Below are 16,174 nucleotides of genomic sequence, written 5' to 3' on the forward strand. Positions count from 1 at the left end.
GCCCCTCCTGCCATTCCCTGACATTGGAGCTTGCATCGCGCAATCCCTTACGGAGGGCCGCGCGCAGACAGACCTTCCCTTTGGCTCCCCGGAACCCATTCTATCCGCAACCGTTTTTCACGAAACGGTGATGGACACCTGACATCTACTCGTGATGGACTAAATAGAGAACGGTTCCGCCGGACAGGCCGGCTGGAGGGAGGGGCACATGCCAGGGCCAGCACAGCCACATATCGAACCGAATAAAGACCGCAGCGCGCGGACCCAGAAAAGCACCGGCGGCGTTGCCGCGCTGAAAGCTCAGCGCACGCCCCCTGCCGATATGAACGAGCGCGAGGCGATGCGCGCTTATTATCTGACCGTGCGCCGGGACAGCGAAGCGCTGGCCGCCCCGCTCGCGCCCGAAGACATGGTCGTGCAGACCATGCCCGATGTCAGCCCGACGAAATGGCATCTGGCGCATACGAGCTGGTTCTTTGAAACCTTCCTGCTGAAACCCCACGCAAGAAACTACCGCCCGCTCAACGAAAAGTATGACCTGCTTTTCAATTCCTATTACCAGCAGGTCGGCCCGCAATGGTTCCGTCCTCACCGGGGATTTCTCTCCCGCCCGACAGTCGCCGAAGTGATGGACTACCGCGCCTATGTGGACGGCGCGATGCTGGAGCTGATGGAAGAAGCAGGTGCCGCCCTCTGGCAGAAGCTTGCCGTGCTCATCACGCTCGGCCTCAATCACGAGCAGCAGCATCAGGAACTCATCTGCACCGACATCAAACATGTACTGGCGCAGAACCCGCTTTCGCCCGCGCTTTATACGCCGCCTGCGGAAAGCACCTCCGCGCCTGCCTTGAGCTGGAGCGAATTCGGCGGCGGCATTTACGAGATCGGCCGCGACATGGACCCGGCCGGTTTCAGCTTCGACAATGAAGGCCCGCGCCACGAAATTCTGCTGCGCCCCTTCCGCCTGGCAAGCCGGCCCGTTACCAATGGCGAGTTCCGCGCCTTCATCGAAGACGGCGGCTATGAGCGCGCGCCGCTCTGGCTATCGGATGGCTGGAACGCGGTAAGCGAAGGCGGCTGGCAGGCCCCGGCCTATTGGCGCCGCGCCGATGACGGGTCCTGGCACGAGTTCACGCTGCATGGCGAGGTGCCGCTCGATGAGAACGCGCCCGTCACCCATATCAGCCTTTATGAAGCCGCCGCTTACGCCGAATGGGCGGGCGCGCGCCTGCCGCTTGAAGCCGAGCTCGAAATCGCCGCCCGCGGCCTGCCCCTTGAGGGCAATTTCCTGATGCCTCAGCGCGACGGCGGCGCCGCGCCCATCATCCACCCGCAAGCGGCAAGCGCAGCAGGCGATGGCCCGCAGCAGCTTTTCGGCGATGTCTGGGAATGGACGGCAAGCTCTTATAGCGCCTATCCCGGCTACCGCGCGCCGAGCGGAGCCATCGGCGAATATAATGGCAAGTTCATGTGCAATCAGATGGTCCTGCGGGGGGGAAGCTGCGCGACCCCGCACGGGCATATGCGCGCCACCTACCGCAATTTCTTTCCCGCCGCCGCCCGCTGGCAATTTTCCGGCCTGCGCCTGGCAAGCGACGTTTGAGCTTTCCCCTTAAAGGCCCCAAGGAACCGATCCGTTATGAATGCTTCTCTCGATCTGCGCGAAAAACCAGCACGCGAAAACCGGGCGCCGGCGGATCTTGCTTTTTTCGAAGATCTTGAGCCGCCGCTCGGCGACTTTCTGGCCGATGCGAGCGCAGGCCTTGCAAGCGCCCCTAAAACACTCTCGCCAAAATATTTTTACGATCAGCGCGGCTCGGAGCTTTTCGAAGGCATTTGCGAAACGCGCGAATATTACGTCACCCGCACCGAGATCGCGCTGCTGGAAAAGCTGGGTCCCGCTTTTGCCGAGAAGGCAGGTAAGGGCGCGCGCATCATCGAATATGGCTCGGGCGCAGGCGTCAAAATCCGCACGCTTCTCGATGCGCTGGATGAACCGGCCGCCTATATCGCCATCGACATCAGCCGCGAGCATTTGCTCAGCGCCACGCGTACGCTTGCCGCCGATTATCCGCGCATCGCCATGGGCGCCATTTGCGCGGACTTCACAGCTCCGCTCACGCTGCCGCGGGAAGCGGCGATCGGCGACGGTCTTGCCCTCGGCTTTTTGCCGGGTTCGACCATCGGCAATTTCTCGCCTGAAATGGCAGAGCTTTTTCTCTCCCGCATCGCTGCGATGCTCGGCAAAGGCGGGGCGCTGCTCATCGGCGTCGATCTGAAAAAAGACAAAGCCGTGCTCGATGCCGCCTATAACGATGCAGCCGGCCTCACCGCCGCCTTCAATCTCAATGTCCTCAGGCGCATGCAAAACGAGCTCGGCGCCGTCCTTGAGCCGGACAATTTCATGCACAAGGCGTTTTTCAACGAAGAAAAAGGCCGCATCGAAATGCATCTGGAGAGCCTGTGCGATCAGGCCGTGGAGCTGGGCGGCACGCGCTATCCCTTCGCCAAGGGCGAGACGCTGCATACGGAAAATTCCCACAAATATACCGTGGAAGAGTTTACCCGCCTCGCCGAAAAGGCCGGATTTGCCGCCGATACCGTCTGGACGGATGAAAACGACTATTTCAGCCTTCACTGGCTAAACGTCGCAGCCTGATCAGGCCGGTTGAATCTCGCCCGCCAACAGTCATATTCTTGGCATAGAGCGCCTCTAGCGTTAGAGATGCTCCCGCCAGGCGGCAGGTGCTGCCGGCGATATGTACCCAAGAGAAAGGAACATACTCCTGAGCATGGACAGGACGGGCTTTGATGCCCCGAGTACACCGGCAGGCAGCTTCGATGCCGCCGTGTCCAACACCGGTAAAAACGCGGCGAAAAATCAGGCCGCGGAACCGCGCCAGACGCCCGAACGGGCCCTCATTGACGTGGTTCTCGAAAGTCTCGGCGATGACAAGGCCGAGGATATCGTCTCGATCAATCTGGAAGGCAAAACGGCAATCGCCGATCACATGGTGGTGGCAAGCGGACGCTCGCACCGGCATGTCAGCGCGGTCGCCGATCATTTGCTGCGCCGGATGAAAGAGGCCGGGTATGGCACGGCGCGTGTGGAAGGGCTCTCGCAAGGCGACTGGGTGCTGATGGATGGCGGCGACGTCATCGTGCACATCTTCCGGCCGGAAGTACGCGAATTCTATAAGCTGGAAAAAATGTGGTCGGCGGATGTGGAAGCCGAACATGTCGCCGTCAATTAACTGACGGCTAAAGCGGATGCGCATTTTTCTTGGCTGTGTCGGGCGGCTGAAAGCCGGGCCCGAACAGGAGCTTTGCTCCGATTATCTGGCGCGCGCGGGCGCCCTCGGCCCGGGGCTCGGCCTGACGGGCTTTCACCTTACCGAAGTCGAAGAGAAGAACAAAAGCGCCGGGCTGAAAGAGCGCGAGGCGGCCAAACTGCTCGCCGCCATTCCCGAGACCGCGCTGATCGTGGCGATGGATGAACGCGGTAGCGCCATGGGCAGCGAAAAATTTGCAAATTGGATAGGCCAGGAGCGCGACAGCGGCACCGCCGATATGGCCTTTCTGATCGGCGGGGCGGACGGGCTCTCGCCGCAAATCCGCGAGCGGGCCGCGAAAACGCTCGCCTTCGGGCCGCAAACCTGGCCCCATATGCTGGCCCGCGTGATGTTAACCGAACAGCTATACCGCGCCGTCACAATCCTCGCCGGTCATCCCTATCACCGTCCGTAAAGCGCGCAAGAGCCAGGGTAAAGCGGGACATATAGACAGTCCTCCGGCGCTTGGTTAAGTTGCCCGGCACTTCCAAATCTGTGAGTCGTTTCCGAATATGGCCCATCCGGCGCACCCGCTTGTTCTTGCTGTAATCGACGGCTGGGGGCTCAATCCAGACCGCAGCAACAACGTGCTGGCAGAAGCCAAGACCCCCATCTATGACCGCCTGTCGGCCCGCAATGCGCGCACCGCACTGACGGCGAGCGGCGAGGCTGTGGGCATGAAGCCGGGGGAAGCGGGCAATGGGGAAACCGGTCACCGGGTGCTCGGCCTCGGCCGGCCCGTAATCCGGCCCGCGCAAACCATCCACGAGACGTTTGTCAGCGAGGGGGCAAGCGGCATTTCTTCCCATCCCGTCCTGCAGGACATGCTGGCCCGGCTGCGCCGGCTCGGCGGCTCGGTGCATCTTTTCGGCATTGCCTCACCTGCGGCCAATTACGCCCACCAGTATCACCTGGCCGTGCTGGCTGCACTGCTCAGCCATGAAGGCTTCGACGTCTGGGTCCATGCCTTTGCCGACGGGGTGGACAGCCATAGGGTGAAAGCCGTCGATTATATGGCCGAGCTGATGGAAGACCTGGCAGGCGCGGAGAACGCGCGCCTTGCGACCGTCATGGGCCGCAATTACGTGATGGACGGCGTCGGCCTCGCAGAGCGCCTGCCCGCCGCCTATGACGCCATCGTGCATGGGCTGGGTGAGCAGATCGAACACGGGCCCTCCCATGTCGCCGAATATGAGGCAAAAGGCACCCCGCCCCATCTCGTGCCCCCCGGCGTTCACATGCATTACCGGGGCATCCGTCAGGACGACGCGGTGCTGCTGATGAACCTGCGCGCCGACGGTTTCCTGACCCTGATGGACGCGCTCACCGGCGAGGAATTTTCGCTCTTCGAGCGCAAGGGCAAGGCGGATCTCGCCGGCGCCTATTCGCTTTATGAGCTCATGCCGCCGCTCGACGGCGCGGTGCAGCCGCTTTTTGCAATGGAAGACCTGCAAGGCTCGTTCAGCGAGGCCATTGCAGGTGCAGGGCTCACACAATTGCATCTCACCGACCCGGCACTGGCCAACAAGGCCCGCCTTTATCAGACGGGCGGGCGCAAGACGCTCTTGCCCGGCGAGAGCTTCGAGATCATGGAGCCGCCGGCGCGCACGAAATTCGAAAAGAAGCCGGAGCTTGCCGCCCTCGACATGGCGGGCGAGGCGGTCAAAGCCATCAAGAAGAAGTCGCACGACGTCATCGTGCTCAACTTCGCCAATGTCAGCCTTGCCGCGCGCACCGGCGATGTTACGCTGACCCGCAAGGCGGCGGAGGTGATCGACAAATGCCTCGGCAAGATTGCCGCCCAGCTTGAAAAACGCGGGGGGACCTTGCTCATCACCTCGACTTACGGCAATGCGGAAATGATGACGGACCCGGAAACCGGCGACGTCTATCCCGGCAACACGACGAACCGCGTACCGCTCGTGGTGGTGCGCGGCGGCCAGGAAGCGCCTGTGCAATTGCGCCCCGGTACGCTTGCCGATGTCGCCCCGACCATGCTTGCCCTTTTGGGTATCGAGCCGCCCGCCGCCATGACCGGTGCCTCGCTCGTTGTGACAGATGAAGAGATGTCGCCCCGTGCCGCGCTTTAAGCGCAGAGAAAAAGCTCCCCGCAGCCCTTCGCTTCCGACGGCTGGCCCGCTGCCTGTGTCTATGCCTGTAGCTGTGCTTGCAGCTGCTTTAGTGCTGCCTGCAGGCATGCCGGTTGCCGCCCAGGAAACGGCGCCCGATCCGCAGGCCCTGCAATCCATCGAAAAGGAACTTGGCACTGCCAAGGAGCGCCAGGTGATGCTGGAGGCGGAAGCCGAAGAGCTGCGCGCGGAAGTCGCCAAACTGCGCGCCGAGCTCATCAAGGCCGCCGCCCGCGTGCAGGCGCGCGAGGAAGACGTCACCCTTTCCGAGGACCGGTTACAGGGCCTCGTCGGCGCTGAAGCCGTGCTGCGCGCCCAGCTCAGCGCCCGGCGCAAGGATCTTGCCGAAACGCTGGCCGCGCTCCAGCGCCTCGATAGGAACCCGCCGCCCGCCCTTGCCGTGAAACCGGACGATGCCCTCGGCGCCATGCGCTCGGCCATGATCCTCGGCGCGCTTGTCCCCCAGCTTGAGGCGGAGGCAAAGGAGATCCGCACCCGCCTCGATGAGCTGCGCCGGGTGCGCCAGGACATTCTGGAAGAGCGCGAAACGCTTTCCACGGCGAGCGGCGCTCTTGCCAGCGAGCAAGAGGAACTCGAACGCCTGCTCTCCGCCAAGCTTGCCGCCCAGGCCGAACTCGACAAGCGCCTTGAAACGGAACGCGAGGAGGTTGCCCGGCTGTCCCAGGAGGCGCGCACCTTGAGCGAGCTGATCGAAAAACTGGAAGCCCGCGCCGCCAGCCGCCTGCCCGAGGCACGGCCCGAGCGCCGCCCGCAGCCCCCGGCTTCAAAACCGCTCTCCCCCGCCGAAGCCGGCCCCGACCCGCGGCCGCAGCCCCAGACCCAGCCCCCGGCACCGCCTGAGGCGCGCCCTGACGAGGGCCAGCAATTGGCCTCCCTGCCCTCCGGCACACCGCTCATTTCAGGCCCGAACCGGCTTTTCTCCAAGGCGCGGGGTCAGATCCGCCTGCCCGCCAGCGGGGAAATCACCAAGATTTTCGGGGAAAATGACGGCGCCGGCGGGCGCAATCGCGGATTATCTTTGAGAACCCGCGAAGATGCGCAAATTACTGCCCCATTTGACGGTAAAATAGTGTTTGCTGGACCCTTCCGGCGATATGGGCAACTCTTGATCCTGTCGGTGGGCGAAGGATACCATTTGCTTTTCGCGGGCCTGGAGCGAATCGACGCTCAGGTCGGCCAGCAGGTTCTGGCGGGCGAGCCGCTGGGCCAGATGGCAGGCGCCGAAGCAAAAAATGCGGCGGTAAAGGGAAACGTTAAGCCCACCCTCTATATTGAATTCCGTAAGGACGGCGAACCGATAGACCCCAAACCCTGGTTCGCCCTGAGTGAGAGAAAGGCGCGAGGATAATGAAGAGGCAGATACTTGCCAGCTTTGCCATTGGCACTCTTTCGGCCACCCTGGCCATTTTTGCTCTTCAGCCCATCTCCCAGGAGACCCCGGCCAACGCAGCAAATTCGGAAACCTACCGCCAGCTCAATCTGTTCGGCGACGTTTTCGAGCGCGTGCGCGCCGATTATGTGGAAGAAACGGACGATGCCTCGCTGATCGACAATGCGATCAACGGCATGCTTTCCTCACTCGATCCGCATTCCAGCTATCTGAACCCGAAGAACTACCGCGACATGCAGGTGCAGACCCGCGGTGAATTCGGCGGTCTGGGCATCGAAGTGACGATGGAAAACGGCCTCGTCAAAGTCGTCACGCCGATCGACGAAACCCCGGCGTCGGAAGCCGGCGTACGCCCGAACGATCTGATCACGCATCTCGACGACGAGCCCATCATGGGCATGTCGCTCTCCGAAGCGGTTGAGAAAATGCGCGGGCCGGTCGGCACCGCCATCAAGCTTTCCATCATCCGTGAAGGCCGCGACGAGCCTTTCGATATTTCCATCACCCGCGACAAGATCACGATTAAATCCGTGCGCTACCGGCGCGAGGGCGATATCGGCTATATCCGCGTCACGACTTTCAACGAGCAGACCTCGAGCGGCCTCGACGAGGCGGTGACGGCGCTGCAGAAGGAAATCGGCGCCAATCTGAAGGGCTATATCATCGACCTGCGCAACAATCCGGGGGGCCTGCTCGATCAGGCGATCTCGGTGTCCGACGCTTTCCTCGAACAGGGCGAAATCGTCTCGACGCGCGGGCGCCATTCGGAAGACACGCAGCGCTATAATTCGCGCGGCGGCGACATGACGGGCGGGCGCCCGGTCGTCGTGCTCGTCAATGGCGGCTCCGCCTCGGCCTCGGAAATCGTAGCCGGCGCGCTGCAGGATCATCGCCGCGCAACGATCATCGGTACGCGCTCCTTTGGCAAGGGCTCGGTGCAGACCATCATTCCGCTGGGCTCGGACGGCGCGATCCGCCTGACCACGGCGCGCTATTACACGCCCTCGGGCCGCTCCATCCAGGCCAAGGGCATCGATCCCGATCTCGTGGTGCGCCAGGAAACCGAAGAAGAAAAGAACCGCCGGGTAACGGGCGAAGCCTCGCTGCGCGGCCACCTGACCTCGGAAGAAGGCGAGGAAAAAGAAGCCTCCGGCTCCTCTTCCTACGTGCCCGCCAATAAGGAAGACGACACGCAGCTGCTTTATGCGATCGACCTTCTGAACGGCAAGAAGCCGAGCGCTCAGGCCGCCGCCAACAAACAGGCAAAATCCAATGCCGGCGTGGAGCAAGGCGCCGCCAATTGACAACATGGGGCTGCGCCTTGAGCGGTAACGCAAGACGCGCAATGAGGCCGTAATGTCCACGGAAGACGAGAACACGGCGGAGGAAACCGCCGGACAGACCCCGTGGCTCAAGGAAAGGCTCCAAAAGCGGCGCGATCTGGCGAAACGCCAGGGCCGCTTCAGCCCGCTGATGATCGCCGCGCTCGCCGTGGCGCTCATCTATGGCGCCATTGCCGGCTGGCTGGCGCTGAGCGAGCCTGAAAATACCAAAACCCCCGAAGTCATTATCGCGCTCGGCCCCGAGCCCGACCCGCCCGCAAACGGCAAGAGCACGAGCGAGGGGGAGGACTTGAGCAAATTGCTGCGCCGGGCCGGGCCCGATCTGCCCCCGCCCATGCCCCTGACGGAAAAAGAGACGGAAGCTCCCGAGGTCCCAAAAGCGCCCGCGGAGGCGCTCATCCCCGAAGAGCCTGAGCCCGAAGAAGTAGCCGAGGAAGCGCAAGAAGAAACCGTTCAGGCGCTCACCAAGGCCCCCATCGAGGCACTGACCAAGGAAAGCAAGTACGGGCCGCTGCCCGTCATCGGCGCGGACGGCACCCGCCCCTGGCAGGCCTATGCGCGCCCGCAAGAGCCGGTGAGCGGTCCTGTTGCCGCCCTTGTCATTGGCGGGCTCGGCATTTCGGAAAGCGCGACAGCGAACGCCATCGAGAAGCTGCCCGCAGAGGTCTCCCTCGCCTTTGCCCCTTACGGGCGCAATCTGCAGCGCTGGATCGACGAGGCGCGGGCGGACGGCCATGAAGTGCTGCTCGAACTGCCCATGGAGCCTTTCGATTATCCCAATAACGATCCCGGCCCCTACACACTGCTGACAGGGGCGAGCGCCGCAGACAATCTTGACCGGCTCGATTGGCTGCTCAGCCGCTTTACCGGCTATGTGGGCGTGCTGCCTTATCAGGGCGCGCGCTTTACGGCGGAAAAAGACGCCATGATGCCGATCATCGAGGCGCTCTCAGCGCGCGGCCTGCTCTATATCGATGCCGGTGTCGGGCGCCGCTCGGTCGCAGGCGAACTTGCCGCGGAAAACGCTATGCCCTGGGCAAGCGGCGACCGGCTGATCGACCCGGCCTTGCGCGAAAATATCATCGAAACGTCGCTGGACAATTTGCGCGGGGACGCGGAAAAAAACGGCACCGCGATCGGCACCGGCTCGGGCTTTCCCATCACGGTCGAAAAAGTTATGGAATGGACCGAAGCGCTGGAAGGATCGGGCATCACACTTGTGCCCGTCAGCGCCGCGGTGGAACGGAAAATGGAAAAGACCCAATGAGCCCAGCCCTTGCTGACACGCTCCCTTACCGGCCCTGCGTCGGTGTCATGCTCCTGAACAATGAAGGCAAAGTGTGGATCGGCAACCGGCTGGCCGGGGAAGGCCTGCCTGCCGGCAATCATTGGCAAATGCCGCAAGGCGGGATCGACAAGGGCGAACTTCCCGAACACGCCGCTTTCCGCGAGCTGCATGAAGAAACGGGCACGCGCAACGCCAAGATCATCGCCGAGGCGCGCGAATGGTTCCGCTACGACCTGCCGCCGGAACTGATCGGCAAGGGCCTGAAAGGCAAGTTCCGCGGCCAGGAGCAGAAATGGTTCGCCATGCGCTTTACCGGCCAGGATGGCGACATCGACATTATGGCCCATGAAGAACAGGAATTCAGCGAATGGCGCTGGGCCGATATCGACGAGCTTGTCGATCTCATCGTGCCCTTCAAGCGGCCGGTCTATGAACAGGTCGTGGCCGAGTTCCGCGCGCTGACGCTGGCCGGCGCTTAAGCCGCCGCTGCCATCGCCCGGCGGCGCTTGAACTGCATCACCTTCCAGACAACCGGGGAAAGCGTGCGCACGACGCGCCCATGCGGATGCATGCCGATGGCTTTTGCAATCATGGAGACGAGCCGGTCCGTGTGATGGCGCTTATAAAGAGTGAGCGCGCGCAGCTCATAGGCCGCCGCGAAACGCTTGCGGCTATAAGGCGTGCTGCCATCGGTCGGCGTATTGGCGGCGTAATAGGCCGAGGCAAGCTCGTCATCATCGGCCTCGCTCAAGCGGCCGAGCGCCACTTTCGCCCGCCCCCAGAGCGAAGGCGCCTCGCCTTCGAATTTGCGCAGCACATCGTAGAAAAGTTTGTAATGGCGGAACTCATCGGCGGCGATGCGCGCGGCGATCTCCTTCAGCACCGGCTCGTCCGTCGCATCTTTAATGGCCGTGTAAAAAGAAGACGTGCCGGTTTCCACCACACAGCGCGCGATCATTTCACCCGCCCGGCTGCCGCGCACACTTTCAGTGGCATCGACAGGAATGGAATAGATGTTCTGGAACCGGGCGAAAGCGTCATCGAAAGTAAAACCGGGATCGGCCAGCTCCGCCCAGGCCGAAAGCGCCTTGCCGTGCTGGGACTCTTCGGCGCCCCACACCCGGATCGTTTCCTGAATCTCCGGATAATCCGCAAAGACATTGCACAGATAGGTCACATAGTCGGCGGCGTTATATTCCACCATCGCCGCTGCCTTGACCGCGGCCAGGATATCCGGATCGACGGCGTCCGCTTCAAAAGCGTCCCAATTGATGTCGTCTAACGTCCAGTGACCCATGGTCGGCAACCCGTTTTGCTGTTCAATCCCGAATTATACTCAAGGACGAGGCTGATTTAAGACTGAATCGCAAAGAAAAAGGGCGGCAATCTGCCGCCCTCTAATTCCCTATAGCTCAAAAGGTCTTCGGCTTAAACTGCCGCCCGGACCTCTTTCAGCTTCGCCAGCCGCTCGGCTGCTTCCTCGCGGGCCGCTTCCGTCTTGGCATCGGCGGCATCTTCCTCGGCGTTTTTGATCTCCTGATCGAGATCCGCCGCATCGACGGCGCCCAGATCCAGCGCCTGTTCGGCGAGGATCGTCAGACCGTCCGCATTCACTTCGGCAAAACCGCCGCGCACGAAGAACCGCTTTTCCGTGCCGTTCTCCACCACATCCAGCACACCCGGACGCAGCGTCGACATGACCGGCACGTGGCCGGGGCCCACACCGAAGACGCCCTCGGCGCCCGGCACGGTGACCTGATCGACTTCCGCCGTCATCAAAAGCCGCTCGGGCGAGACCAGATCGAATTTGAGTTTCTCAGCCATCTGAGCCGAAACTCCCTTTCAAGCGATTGGACTTAAGCAGCTTCCGCAGCAAGGCGCTCGGCCTTCTTCACCGCGTCTTCGATGGTGCCGACCATGTAGAACGCCGCTTCGGGCAGATGGTCGTAGTCGCCATTGCAAAGACCCTTGAAGCCTTTGACCGTGTCCTTGATGTCCACGAGCAGGCCGGGCGAACCGGTGAAGACTTCAGCCACATGGAAGGGCTGCGAGAGGAAGCGCTCGATCTTACGGGCGCGGGCGACCGTGATCTTGTCTTCTTCGGAAAGCTCGTCCATGCCCAGGATCGCGATGATGTCCTGCAGGCCTTTATAGCGCTGAAGGATTTCCTGCACCTGGCGGGCGGTTTCGTAATGTTCCTGACCGACAACGCGCGGCTCGAGAATACGGCTGGTGGAGTCAAGCGGGTCCACAGCCGGATAGATGCCCTTTTCCGCGATCGAACGGTTCAGCACCGTCGTGGCGTCCAAGTGCGCGAAGGACGTGGCCGGCGCCGGGTCAGTCAAGTCGTCGGCAGGCACGTAAATGGCCTGCACCGAGGTGATCGAGCCCTTGGTCGTCGTGGTAATGCGTTCCTGCAGCGCGCCCATGTCGGTTGCCAGCGTCGGCTGATAGCCCACGGCGGAAGGAATACGGCCGAGCAGAGCGGACACTTCCGAGCCGGCCTGCGTGAAGCGGAAGATGTTGTCCACGAAGAACAGCACGTCTTGGCCCTGGTCGCGGAAATGTTCGGCAACGGTCAGACCGGTCAGCGCCACACGCGCACGCGCGCCGGGCGGTTCGTTCATCTGACCGTAAACGAGCGAACATTTGGAGCCTTCGCCGCCGCCTTCTTTGTTCACGCCCGATTCGATCATTTCCCAGTAAAGGTCGTTACCTTCACGGGTACGCTCGCCCACCCCGGCGAACACGGAATAACCGCCATGCGCTTTCGCGATGTTGTTGATCAGTTCCTGAATGAGCACCGTCTTGCCCACACCGGCGCCGCCGAAGAGACCGATCTTACCGCCCTTGGCGTAAGGCGCGAGAAGGTCCACAACCTTGATGCCCGTGACGAGCATTTCAGCTTCCGTCGACTGCTCGACGAATTCCGGCGCGTCCTGGTGAATGCCGCGCGTGCCCTCGGCGGAGATGGGGCCGGCTTCGTCCACCGGTTCGCCGATCACGTTCATGATGCGGCCAAGGGTGCCATCGCCGACCGGCACCTGAATGGGCGAGCCAAGGTCTTTGACGTCCTGACCGCGCACCAGACCTTCGGTCGAGTCCATGGCGATCGTGCGGACCTGGTTTTCGCCCAGGTGCTGAGCAACTTCGAGCACCAGACGGTTGCCGCCATTATCGGTCTCGAGTGCGTTCAAAATCGCCGGCAGATTGCCGTCGAACTGAACGTCCACCACGGCGCCAATAACCTGGGTAATTTTTCCGACAGCTGTGCTCATGTCGTCTTTCCCTGTTTCACGTCGAAAAGAAAGCCCTTGCCTTCTTCCGTTCATCGCCGAGCCGGCGCCCGTCGCGGGTGCCGCAGCTCTTTCCTCAATTCCGGCCGGGCGAAGCTCCAGAAGAGCCTTGTCCGTCCACTCATTTCTTTCGGGCCGTTCCGGCACCGGCAGCGCGCGAACCGCGCCCGGCCTCGATGCCCTGATCCCTTGCAGGACCCTTTTCAGCCCGGCCTTCAGCCGCTCAAAAAGCTGCCCGCGGCCTTGTCCGTCCGCTCTCGCCATCTTCCCCTCCGGTTCTTCTCCCAGCCCGTCGGGGTATTGCGCGTTCTAACCGTGCCTCTTTCGTGACAAAGGCTCTTAAAGAGCCTCGGCGCCCGAAATAATCTCGATCAGTTCTTTCGTAATCTGCGCCTGACGCGAACGGTTATACTGCAGCGTCAGCTTGTCGATCATGTCGCCGGCATTGCGCGTTGCATTGTCCATCGCGGTCATACGCGCGCCCTGCTCGGAAGCGGCATTTTCAAGCAGACCTTTGAAGATCTGCACCGAAATGTTGCGCGGCAAGAGCGTTGCCAGAATTTCCGATTCTTCCGGCTCGTATTCGTAAGCGCCGGCACCGGCATCCACTTCCTCGGCTTCGCCCGCTTCGGGCACATGCGCCGGGATAAGCTGCTGCGCGGTCGGCACCTGGCTGATCACCGAACCGAACTCCGAATAGAACAGCGTCGCCACATCGAACTCGCCCGCATCGAACATTTCGAGCACGCGTTCGGCGATCTCGTTGGCATTGTTGAAGCCGATCTTCTTCGTGCCGGACATGTCGATCGTGCCGACCATCGACTGCGGAAAGAGCCGCTTGAGCTGATCGGCGCCTTTCTTACCGACGCAGAGGATCTTCACGGTCTTGCCTTCACCGGTCAGGCGGCGCGCATGTTCGCGCGCCAGCTTGACGATGGCCGTATTGAAGGCGCCGCAAAGACCGCGGTCGGCGGTTGCAACGACGAGCAGATGCACATCGTCTTTTCCGGTGCCGACCATCAGCTTCGGCGCTTCGTCCTGCCCCGTCATCCCGGCGGAAAGATTGGCGAGAACCGCTTCCATGCGCTCGGCATAAGGCCGGGCAGCCTCGGCTGCTTCCTGCGCACGGCGCAGCTTAGCCGCCGCCACCATCTGCATGGCTTTGGTGATCTTCCGCGTGGCCTGCACGCTTGAGATACGGTTTCGTAGGTCCTTAAGGCTTGGCATAAGCCCTCAACCTCCAGCTAGCCAGCCTTAGGCAAACGCCTTGGCAAATGAATCGACAGCTTCCTTAAGCTGGGCTTCCGTCTCGTCCGAGAGCTTCTGCTCGGTGCGGATCGTATCGAGGATGCCGGCATGCTTTTCGCGGATCGTGCGCAGCAGCTCTTCTTCGAAACGGCCCACATCGCCGACAGCGATCTGGTCGAGATAACCGCGCACACCTGCGAAGATCACGACGACCTGTTCTTCCACTTTCAGCGGCGAGAACTGGCCCTGCTTGAGCAGCTCGGTCAGACGGGCGCCGCGATTGAGCAGACGCTGCGTGGTCGCATCGAGGTCGGAACCGAACTGCGCGAAAGCCGCCATTTCGCGGTACTGCGCAAGCTCGCCCTTAATCGGGCCGGCCACCTGCTTCATCGCCTTGATCTGCGCGGACGAACCCACACGGCTCACCGAGAGACCGACGTTCACAGCCGGACGCACGCCCTGATAGAAGAGGTCCGTTTCCAGGAAGATCTGGCCGTCCGTGATCGAGATCACGTTGGTGGGAATGTAAGCGGACACGTCGTTGGCCTGGGTTTCGATGATCGGCAGCGCCGTCATGGAACCTGCGCCATTGTCGTCGTTCATCTTCGCCGCGCGCTCGAGCAGGCGGGAGTGAAGATAGAACACGTCGCCCGGATAAGCTTCACGGCCCGGCGGGCGGCGCAGCAGAAGCGACATCTGACGGTAGGCAACGGCCTGCTTGGAAAGGTCATCATAGACCACCAGCGCATGCATGCCGTTGTCGCGGAAATATTCACCGAAGGTGCAGCCGGCGAAGGGCGCGAGGAACTGCAGCGGCGCGGGATCGGAGGCCGTGGCAGCCACGACGATCGAATATTCCAGCGCGCCGTTTTCTTCCAGCGTCTTCACGATCTGCGCAACCGTCGAACGCTTCTGACCGATGGCGACATAGATGCAGTAAAGCTTCTTGTGCTCGTCGTCGGACTGGTTGAGCGGCTTCTGGTTGAGAATGGCGTCGATCGCCACAGCGGTCTTACCGGTCTGACGGTCACCGATGATCAGCTCGCGCTGGCCACGGCCGATCGGGATCAGCGCGTCGATGGCTTTCAGACCCGTCTGCATCGGCTCATGCACCGATTTACGCGGGATGATGCCCGGCGCTTTCACGTCCACGCGGCGGCGCTCAACACCTTCGATCGGGCCCTTGCCGTCGATCGGGTTGCCGAGCGGGTCGACGACGCGGCCGAGAAGACCTTTACCGACCGGCACGTCCACGATGGCGCCGGTCCGCTTGACGGTGTCGCCTTCCTTGATGTCACGGTCGGAGCCGAAGATCACGACACCGACATTGTCTTCTTCAAGGTTCAGCGCCATGCCTTTGATGCCGCCCGGGAACTCGACCATCTCGCCGGCCTGCACATTGTCGAGGCCGTAGATACGAGCGATACCGTCACCAACGGACAGCACCTGACCGATTTCCGATACTTCAGCCTCTTGGCCGAAGCCCTTGATCTGTTCTTTGAGAATTGCAGAAATTTCCGCGGCCTGAATGTCCATCAGCCAGCCTCTTTCATCGCGAACTTGAGCTTGTTGAGCTTGGTACGGAGCGAGGCATCGATCATCCGGCTGCCCATCTTAACGATGAGACCGCCGAGAAGCCCCGCATCCACTGAAGTCGTGATCGCCACGTCCTTACCCATGGAAGCTTTCAACGCTTCCTTGAGCTCGGTGACCTGGGAATCAGAAAGCGGATGGGCAGAAACCACATCCGCTGAAATTTCGCCGCGCCGGCGCGCCAGCAGCGCGCCAAATGCCTTCACCATGGAGGGAAGCGCGAAAAGGCGGCGGTTCTTGATAACAACGCCGACAAAATTCTGTGTGAGATCGCCAAGACCGGCCCGCGTCATAACAGCGTTCATGGCCCGCAACTGCTCATCCGATTTAAAAAGCGGAGAACGGATAAAGCGGTCCAGATCGCCGGAGGAACCGATCAATGAGACGAGCGTGGAAAGATCCCCTTCCACCTGCTCGAGAGAGCCGCCAGCTTCCGCCAATTCAAACAGCGCGACCGCGTAACGGCCCGCCATACCAGCGACGATGGAGTCTTCAGATGACACGTTTGGCTCGCCTGCGCTTGAACTTCTCTGG

The 16,174-nt window shown here is 61.9% G+C and carries 15 protein-coding genes; 9 read left to right on the forward strand and 6 right to left on the reverse strand.

The window, feature by feature from the left end:
* The first annotated feature begins 208 nt into the window (after positions 1-208).
* The 9 genes from egtB to ACOQOT_RS15255 all read left to right on the forward strand — a co-directional run bounded on the left by egtB (position 209) and on the right by ACOQOT_RS15255 (position 9,982).
* A complete protein-coding gene (gene egtB / locus ACOQOT_RS15215) occupies positions 209-1,603 on the forward strand; it encodes an ergothioneine biosynthesis protein EgtB (RefSeq protein WP_420560037.1) in 1,395 nt (464 codons plus the stop codon).
* A 36-nt stretch (positions 1,604-1,639) separates the two neighbouring features.
* Entirely contained in the window at positions 1,640-2,659 is a 1,020-nt protein-coding gene (egtD, locus tag ACOQOT_RS15220; protein WP_420560038.1) for an L-histidine N(alpha)-methyltransferase, read from the forward strand.
* A gap of 133 nt (positions 2,660-2,792) precedes the next feature.
* Positions 2,793-3,254 (forward strand): ribosome silencing factor, encoded by a 462-nt coding sequence (rsfS, locus tag ACOQOT_RS15225; protein WP_420560039.1) that lies wholly within the window; start codon positions 2,793-2,795, stop codon positions 3,252-3,254.
* Positions 3,255-3,270: 16 nt separating this feature from the next.
* Positions 3,271-3,747, forward strand: a complete 477-nt coding sequence (rlmH, locus tag ACOQOT_RS15230; protein ID WP_420560040.1) for a 23S rRNA (pseudouridine(1915)-N(3))-methyltransferase RlmH — start codon at positions 3,271-3,273, stop codon at positions 3,745-3,747.
* 97 nt (positions 3,748-3,844) lie between these two features.
* Positions 3,845-5,422 carry a hypothetical protein gene (locus ACOQOT_RS15235; protein WP_420560041.1) on the forward strand — a complete coding sequence of 526 codons (1,578 nt, stop codon included), beginning with the start codon at positions 3,845-3,847 and terminating at the stop codon, positions 5,420-5,422.
* Positions 5,423-5,483: 61 nt separating this feature from the next.
* Complete coding sequence (locus ACOQOT_RS15240) at positions 5,484-6,830, forward strand: murein hydrolase activator EnvC family protein (protein WP_420560042.1); 1,347 nt, start codon at positions 5,484-5,486, stop codon at positions 6,828-6,830.
* Positions 6,830-8,176 carry a S41 family peptidase gene (locus ACOQOT_RS15245; protein WP_420560043.1) on the forward strand — a complete coding sequence of 449 codons (1,347 nt, stop codon included), beginning with the start codon at positions 6,830-6,832 and terminating at the stop codon, positions 8,174-8,176. The genes ACOQOT_RS15240 and ACOQOT_RS15245 overlap by 1 nt, the downstream gene beginning before the upstream one ends.
* 52 nt (positions 8,177-8,228) lie before the next feature.
* The gene (locus ACOQOT_RS15250) at positions 8,229-9,482 is read left to right on the forward strand and encodes a divergent polysaccharide deacetylase family protein (protein ID WP_420560044.1); all 1,254 of its coding nucleotides are present in this window, start codon (positions 8,229-8,231) and stop codon (positions 9,480-9,482) included.
* Positions 9,479-9,982 (forward strand): RNA pyrophosphohydrolase, encoded by a 504-nt coding sequence (locus ACOQOT_RS15255; protein WP_420560045.1) that lies wholly within the window; start codon positions 9,479-9,481, stop codon positions 9,980-9,982. Before ACOQOT_RS15250 ends, ACOQOT_RS15255 begins: the two co-directional genes overlap by 4 nt.
* On the opposite strand, the gene ACOQOT_RS15260 is transcribed toward ACOQOT_RS15255, so the two are convergent.
* The 6 genes from ACOQOT_RS15260 to ACOQOT_RS15285 all read right to left on the reverse strand — a co-directional run bounded on the left by ACOQOT_RS15260 (position 9,979) and on the right by ACOQOT_RS15285 (position 16,143).
* Positions 9,979-10,800, reverse strand: a complete 822-nt coding sequence (locus ACOQOT_RS15260) for a ferritin-like domain-containing protein (RefSeq protein WP_420560046.1) — start codon at positions 10,798-10,800, stop codon at positions 9,979-9,981. The genes ACOQOT_RS15255 and ACOQOT_RS15260 overlap by 4 nt on opposite strands.
* Before the next feature lie 131 nt (positions 10,801-10,931).
* The gene (locus ACOQOT_RS15265; RefSeq protein WP_420560047.1) at positions 10,932-11,327 is read right to left on the reverse strand and encodes a F0F1 ATP synthase subunit epsilon; all 396 of its coding nucleotides are present in this window, start codon (positions 11,325-11,327) and stop codon (positions 10,932-10,934) included.
* Between the two features lie 32 nt (positions 11,328-11,359).
* Positions 11,360-12,781: a F0F1 ATP synthase subunit beta gene (gene atpD / locus ACOQOT_RS15270; protein ID WP_420560048.1), complete on the reverse strand. Its 1,422-nt coding sequence runs from the start codon at positions 12,779-12,781 to the stop codon at positions 11,360-11,362.
* Between the two features lie 357 nt (positions 12,782-13,138).
* A complete protein-coding gene (locus ACOQOT_RS15275) occupies positions 13,139-14,026 on the reverse strand; it encodes a F0F1 ATP synthase subunit gamma (protein WP_420560049.1) in 888 nt (295 codons plus the stop codon).
* Between the two features lie 27 nt (positions 14,027-14,053).
* Positions 14,054-15,583, reverse strand: a complete 1,530-nt coding sequence (gene atpA / locus ACOQOT_RS15280) for a F0F1 ATP synthase subunit alpha (RefSeq protein WP_420560050.1) — start codon at positions 15,581-15,583, stop codon at positions 14,054-14,056.
* On the reverse strand, positions 15,583-16,143 hold the full coding sequence (locus ACOQOT_RS15285; RefSeq protein ID WP_420560051.1) for a F0F1 ATP synthase subunit delta: 561 nt from the start codon (positions 16,141-16,143) through the stop codon (positions 15,583-15,585). Before ACOQOT_RS15285 ends, atpA begins: the two co-directional genes overlap by 1 nt.
* Positions 16,144-16,174: the final 31 nt, after the last annotated feature.

This window comes from Tepidicaulis sp. (assembly GCF_965222285.1).
GTDB lineage: Bacteria > Pseudomonadota > Alphaproteobacteria > Parvibaculales > Parvibaculaceae > Tepidicaulis.

Coding starts and splice junctions, on each gene's coding strand:
- egtB (WP_420560037.1), top strand. CDS start 209: ATGCCAGGGCCAGCACAGCCACATATCGAACCGAATAAAGACCGCAGC.
- egtD (WP_420560038.1), top strand. CDS start 1,640: ATGAATGCTTCTCTCGATCTGCGCGAAAAACCAGCACGCGAAAACCGG.
- rsfS (WP_420560039.1), top strand. CDS start 2,793: ATGGACAGGACGGGCTTTGATGCCCCGAGTACACCGGCAGGCAGCTTC.
- rlmH (WP_420560040.1), top strand. CDS start 3,271: ATGCGCATTTTTCTTGGCTGTGTCGGGCGGCTGAAAGCCGGGCCCGAA.
- ACOQOT_RS15235 (WP_420560041.1), top strand. CDS start 3,845: ATGGCCCATCCGGCGCACCCGCTTGTTCTTGCTGTAATCGACGGCTGG.
- ACOQOT_RS15240 (WP_420560042.1), top strand. CDS start 5,484: ATGCCTGTAGCTGTGCTTGCAGCTGCTTTAGTGCTGCCTGCAGGCATG.
- ACOQOT_RS15245 (WP_420560043.1), top strand. CDS start 6,830: ATGAAGAGGCAGATACTTGCCAGCTTTGCCATTGGCACTCTTTCGGCC.
- ACOQOT_RS15250 (WP_420560044.1), top strand. CDS start 8,229: ATGTCCACGGAAGACGAGAACACGGCGGAGGAAACCGCCGGACAGACC.
- ACOQOT_RS15255 (WP_420560045.1), top strand. CDS start 9,479: ATGAGCCCAGCCCTTGCTGACACGCTCCCTTACCGGCCCTGCGTCGGT.
- ACOQOT_RS15260 (WP_420560046.1), bottom strand. CDS start 10,800: ATGGGTCACTGGACGTTAGACGACATCAATTGGGACGCTTTTGAAGCG.
- ACOQOT_RS15265 (WP_420560047.1), bottom strand. CDS start 11,327: ATGGCTGAGAAACTCAAATTCGATCTGGTCTCGCCCGAGCGGCTTTTG.
- atpD (WP_420560048.1), bottom strand. CDS start 12,781: ATGAGCACAGCTGTCGGAAAAATTACCCAGGTTATTGGCGCCGTGGTG.
- ACOQOT_RS15275 (WP_420560049.1), bottom strand. CDS start 14,026: ATGCCAAGCCTTAAGGACCTACGAAACCGTATCTCAAGCGTGCAGGCC.
- atpA (WP_420560050.1), bottom strand. CDS start 15,583: ATGGACATTCAGGCCGCGGAAATTTCTGCAATTCTCAAAGAACAGATC.